We start from the raw sequence: 5,231 nt of genomic DNA, 5'->3' as shown, positions 1-5,231 counted from the left end.
TAAATATACAAAAAAAAGTATTCAATAAGTCAATTTTTGGAACCGCCCTTAATTTCGTGCGACACGGGAGAGCCAGTTTTATCAGAGAATTCTGCCTCCACAGATGTGTTAAAAGTTTGGCAAAATTACCCTAACCCATTTAACGGCTCGACTGTAATACGTTTTGAATTATTTACAGATGCCTATGTAACAGTAAAAATTTACAATAAACCCGGGCAAGTGATTAAAACACTTTCAGATAATAAACTTTTGACAACTGGGGTTTATGAGTATTATTTTGATGGAAGAACTATTTCTTCAGGAAGATATTTGTTTGTAGTAAGTGCGGAAATTCAAGGTAAAAAATATTCCCAGGTAAAAGAAATGCTATTAGTTAAATAATTTTGGAAAGGATTTTAAAATGAATTTCAAATATAAAATATTTTTATTGACTATTTTATTTCCCCTTTTTGCTCTTAATGTTTACTCACAAGGCGAATCTTCTCTTCAATTTCTCTTGATTTCACCTTCGAGTGAAGCAGCAGGTATGGGCGAATCATCGGTTGGAGTTGCAACAACAGACCCACTCTCGATTATAAGAAATCCCGCTCACCTTGGGATTTTCAGTCTTAACCGTTATTTTAACACAGCGTATTACTCACGGTCATTGCAAGGAATTTATGGAAATGAGTTTAATTACATAGCCGCTGGAATTAGTGGAGGTCTCAACTTTAAAAAATCGCTCGGATGGGACCGAGAAATTGCAGTAGGAATTGGTTATACAAGGATCTTTTACGACTACAGGGGTACTTATCGTACATTATCTTCCGGACCTGAAAACCTTGGAGATACTGAATCTTACGAATCATCCGATAATTTAACCTTAAGCATTGGTGTGGACAATTGGGTAAAATCTTCAATGGGGTTCACATTCAAACACATTAATTCCCATTTAACTGAACTAGGGACCGAAGAAGAGATTGGTACTGGTACTTCCACTCTGTTTGCATTTGATTATGGTTTCTTTATAGAAGCACCCGTTATAAAAATATTCTCAAATTTATCTAATAAATCACTAGAATTATTTCCGAACATAAAACCAATATTTAATTTTTCCTTAGGTTTTTCTTTTAACAATATCGGCGACAAAGTTAGTTACATAGATAAAAATCAAGGCGACCCATTACCACGAACAACCCGTGTAGGCATTGGAATAAATTTAGGTTTATTGGTAGCGAAAAAAGAGGTGGAATGGCAGCCCGTATCCATTAAATTTACACGCGAGATAAGTGATTTATTAATAAGTCGTGGGCAAGAATGGAAATATCAAAGTCTTTTCGGTGATATTAATTTTTTAAACGGTGTAATATTAGGAAAGACGAATGATCTCACTGAAAAACGGACAGGTTTGGAATTTAATCTGCTGGAGATTGCATACATCAGATTTGGGAAATTAGATGATCATTTAGGCGGCCGGATTGTAAATGCACGAGGATATACGTTCAGTATTGCAGGATGTTTTAAATTATTACAAGTTCTTGATTATGATATTAGCTCATCATCACAAGTAGTTAATTTTTTATTTGATAAGGTAGATTTCCGACTAAACTATAGTTCATGGAATACAAATGATGCATTTAGTCCATTGAATGATTCTAGGTTTTTAGGTATAGGTTTATTCATCTATAATTAATCAGGAGGTTTTATGCAAATATTTAATAACAGGTACTTGGTATTTATAACATTAACCTCAATAAGTTTTCAGTTAATTGGTTGTTCATCAACTTATTTAGTTACACCGTCTAAAACACCGAAAACTGATTTCACTTACTCGGAAATTAACGAAGAATTATCAGGCAAGGCGGTAAGTATAATTTTATCCGACAGTACAGAATTATACGGTAACAATTTTAGAATTGAGAACGATTCTGCTAAATGGGTTGATCAAAAATCGAATATTATAAATACGGTCCACTTAAAAGAGGTTAAAACATTAGTCGCTAAAAATCATTTTTTAGGTGCTTTAAAAGGTTTGGGTGGAGTCGTTGGCGGTCTCATGTTACCGGGTATTTACTTTTTATTAAATCCAGATGAGTCTGGTGGAGGCGATCATGGCGGTATTAAAGCTGTGGGAGCAGTGATGATTGTAGGTATTATTGCGTCTGTAGGTGGAATAGGGGGATGCTTAGTTGGGACGATACATGCCCACAGATATTATTATGAATTTAAACATGAACAAAAAGATAAAAAACCAATTGAAAATGAGAAACAACTTAAGTGAAAATGATGATAAGTTAAAGGAGTTAAATCATGAAAACGAAATTGTTAGATCATGATTATCGCGCAGCGTGTAATTCTAAGGACTACATGCTGGTGCGTTTACACAAACTAGAAAACTTTTATTGTTGAGATGATATTGATGCAAACTCATCTATTTAGAAAATGGAAAACAATTAAATCACTAAATCATAAAACATCATATATAGGGAAATACTTATGTACAAATTCATGATCTTCGCATTTTTCAGCATTTTTCTATTTCAACCTATTTTTGTGAGTGCCGGTTCGCCTAATGATACTCTCGCCATTACTACCACAAGCGGTGAGTTGTCGTTTTGGCAAAAGGGTATCAACTACATAGCTCTCCCTTCACCACCGGAAGATTCATTGATAATTCAGCCAATTACATCGTGTGAGGAGGGAATAGCACTTAAGATTATACTGCAGGCGGATTCGGGATCAAATCTCGCCATGAAACTTGGTTTGCCAACGAAGCTACAAGGTTATCATGGAGCTTCTCTCTCTTGTAGTTTCTTGCCAAACAGCATCGTCCGTGTTGCAACGAACGAATGGCTAAATCCAAACGATACAATTACGTTCCAATTAAGTCCGACAGGGCTCGACACTTTTTACCTCGGTATTCAAGTTACCGTCCCCGCTGCGGCACCGGCATTTCCCTACTTGGGATACGTGTCATGCTATGTGCGAAATATCGAAACAGGAGATTCAATGGAAGTGAGCGAATCATACTATGCATTTGTATCTACTCCTATTGTCGCTGGTTCTATAAAAGGTACACTAAACAATCTTTCAAAGAATATCGCATATACTCTCGATCCTGAATTGGAAACAGTAGCACCAATCGTGAGGGGTTCGGAGAATGGAACATCCATGATATTCAGCATTGCTGGAGAACCGGGTGAAATTATAATTGTCTCATTCAACTTACCGAGCACATTATCTGGACCGACATCTATCCCATGTTCGTTTTATCAATCAAGTGGTTATGAAGTGGAATCTGGATACAGATTTAATCCTAACGCGTCATCTTTGATGTTCTTACTCCCCCCATTAACTGGAAATCTCAATCTTAGGCTCGGCATCACGGTAAACATTCCACCGAGTACACCTGATGGTGAGTACGCCGACACTATTCATATTACCGCTTGCTACTCAGGATTACGCCGCACAATGAAAGCACGGCAATATGCTTTTTCTTGTATTCGTGACGACACCTCTGCGATTTACACTATAAACATTGGAAGCGGGGCTGGTGTTAGAGATGAGCCTGTACCACAACATTTTATGCTTCACCAGAACTATCCCAATCCCTTCAATCCCAGCACAACAATATGGTACGAGTTGCCGAGAGCATCTTTTGTAACCTTTAAAGTTTACAACGTTCTCGGGCAAGAAGTGGCAACGCTGGTGAATGAGAGGCGAGAAGCGGGAAAACACACGGTCGAGTTTAATGCTGGGGGATTACCGAGCGGTGTTTATTTTTATCGGCTTCAAGCGGGCTCGTTTACACAAACTAAAAAACTTTTATTGTTGAGATAAGGAAATTTTATATTTAAAAAATAAATCATTTAAAATACCTATTTTACTAGAAGGAAATACTAATATGAAACGGTCAAACATTATTTAGACCTCAGATTTAATCGTTCATTAATTATTGGAGTGAAATTATGAAATTATTAATTTATTCGTCGCTTATATTTCTTATGCTGTTTCTGGGATGTGATGATATAGTAGAGGACATACTACTGCCTGATGATCGGATTAAAGACTGTTACTGGACGAATAAAATTGATCAGGATAATGATGGCTATACACGAAGCAAATATCTCGTTTTAGAATACAAGGTAGGTTCAGATGAAATAGAGTCTGTATTAATAGCTGTACATTATACAGGAAATATTTTGCCTGTTGCAACGAAACGATTGAGTACTTGGCAGGTAGGTAGCAAAGAGAATATTAAAATATCAGGTTTAGCTCATAATCAGTATGATTTTAGTGTAGGGGTTATAATAACCAAAAAAGGAGACAAATCATGTGTTAATTTGGTGAGAAACTCTTCAGATGATGAAGATTTAAAAGCTCAAAAATTTGAAACCGACGCTCAAGATCAATAAAAAGGAAGGTGCAACTATGAAACAACGAATTCTTCTTTACTTAATAGTACCGTGTCTCTTCGTTAGCACGGTAGCTTTTGGACAACTAAAAGGTGGATTTCAATTATCGTATTTAGGATTTACATCTCTGCAAATGAAAAAAGCATATAAAGGTGCGATTGGCGGTTCTTTTGGATATTATGAATGGTCTGGAAATTATATTGGACACGAATATTTATTTGGTTTTATCGCCTCTATCGGTAAGCCTGCTATAATCGATAAAAGTTGGACAATTGATCAGAATAGATTGGTGCTTATGTCGTTCGCTTTCAGTTATTCTTTTCTCTGGAGATTTACAGGAGCTAACCCATTGAAAGAATTTACTCCATATTTTGGTGCTGGTGGTGGTATTATCATCGGAAGTGAAAAAATATACGCTCTCGCATCCCGTACAATAGATGATGAGGATGAAGAAATTAATGAATATAGCGATGCTTTACGTGGCGTATTTGTGTGTCACGTTCAATGTGGTAGTATATTTCGAATCTGGAAGGAAACGTATATAAAGCCTGAGGTTAGATTCATGTTCAGCGGTAAAAGTGCATATGGTGATTGGAAAGATGAAGATAGAGAGAGATTGAACGCAGGTCTATATAAGATCATGAGTCGACCGGATTTTCAATTTACAGGTTATAATATTAGTATGACAATACTTTTTTAAGTTCCAGGGTTTTAAAGTTTTTGTTATTGAGATGATGTTGATGCGAACTCATTTATTTAGAAAAATTAAAGCAATTAAATCACTATAGGGCAGTTCCAAAAATTCAAATATAAGTTTAGTGTTATAGATTTTATCGT

General features: G+C 36.0%; 6 protein-coding genes. All 6 read left to right on the top strand.

Going from position 1 to position 5,231, the window contains the following annotated elements; all coding sequences use genetic code 11:
• Positions 1–36: 36 nt before the first annotated feature.
• The 6 genes from QME58_13980 (at position 37) to QME58_13955 (ending at position 5,094) form a co-directional block, all read left to right on the top strand.
• Positions 37–381 carry a hypothetical protein gene (locus QME58_13980; GenBank protein MDI6804924.1) on the top strand — a complete coding sequence of 115 codons (345 nt, stop codon included), beginning with the start codon at positions 37–39 and terminating at the stop codon, positions 379–381.
• Positions 382–400: 19 nt separating this feature from the next.
• Complete coding sequence (locus QME58_13975; protein MDI6804923.1) at positions 401–1,672, top strand: hypothetical protein; 1,272 nt, start codon at positions 401–403, stop codon at positions 1,670–1,672.
• 12 nt (positions 1,673–1,684) lie between these two features.
• Positions 1,685–2,260 carry a hypothetical protein gene (locus QME58_13970; protein ID MDI6804922.1) on the top strand — a complete coding sequence of 192 codons (576 nt, stop codon included), beginning with the start codon at positions 1,685–1,687 and terminating at the stop codon, positions 2,258–2,260.
• Positions 2,261–2,475: 215 nt separating this feature from the next.
• Complete coding sequence (locus tag QME58_13965; GenBank protein MDI6804921.1) at positions 2,476–3,819, top strand: T9SS type A sorting domain-containing protein; 1,344 nt, start codon at positions 2,476–2,478, stop codon at positions 3,817–3,819.
• A 128-nt stretch (positions 3,820–3,947) separates the two neighbouring features.
• Positions 3,948–4,394 carry a hypothetical protein gene (locus QME58_13960; GenBank protein ID MDI6804920.1) on the top strand — a complete coding sequence of 149 codons (447 nt, stop codon included), beginning with the start codon at positions 3,948–3,950 and terminating at the stop codon, positions 4,392–4,394.
• Positions 4,395–4,410: 16 nt separating this feature from the next.
• Positions 4,411–5,094 carry a hypothetical protein gene (locus QME58_13955; protein MDI6804919.1) on the top strand — a complete coding sequence of 228 codons (684 nt, stop codon included), beginning with the start codon at positions 4,411–4,413 and terminating at the stop codon, positions 5,092–5,094.
• Positions 5,095–5,231 lie beyond the last annotated feature (137 nt).

It is taken from the genome of Bacteroidota bacterium (genome assembly GCA_030017895.1).
In the GTDB taxonomy this organism is placed as follows: Bacteria; Bacteroidota; Ignavibacteria; order UBA10030; family BY39; genus JASEGV01.
Note: the sequence above shows the minus strand (reverse complement) of the source record. Positions and strands in the feature narration are given on the sequence as shown.

Coding starts and splice junctions, on each gene's coding strand:
- QME58_13965 (MDI6804921.1), top strand. CDS start 2,476: ATGTACAAATTCATGATCTTCGCATTTTTCAGCATTTTTCTATTTCAA.
- QME58_13970 (MDI6804922.1), top strand. CDS start 1,685: ATGCAAATATTTAATAACAGGTACTTGGTATTTATAACATTAACCTCA.
- QME58_13960 (MDI6804920.1), top strand. CDS start 3,948: ATGAAATTATTAATTTATTCGTCGCTTATATTTCTTATGCTGTTTCTG.
- QME58_13955 (MDI6804919.1), top strand. CDS start 4,411: ATGAAACAACGAATTCTTCTTTACTTAATAGTACCGTGTCTCTTCGTT.
- QME58_13975 (MDI6804923.1), top strand. CDS start 401: ATGAATTTCAAATATAAAATATTTTTATTGACTATTTTATTTCCCCTT.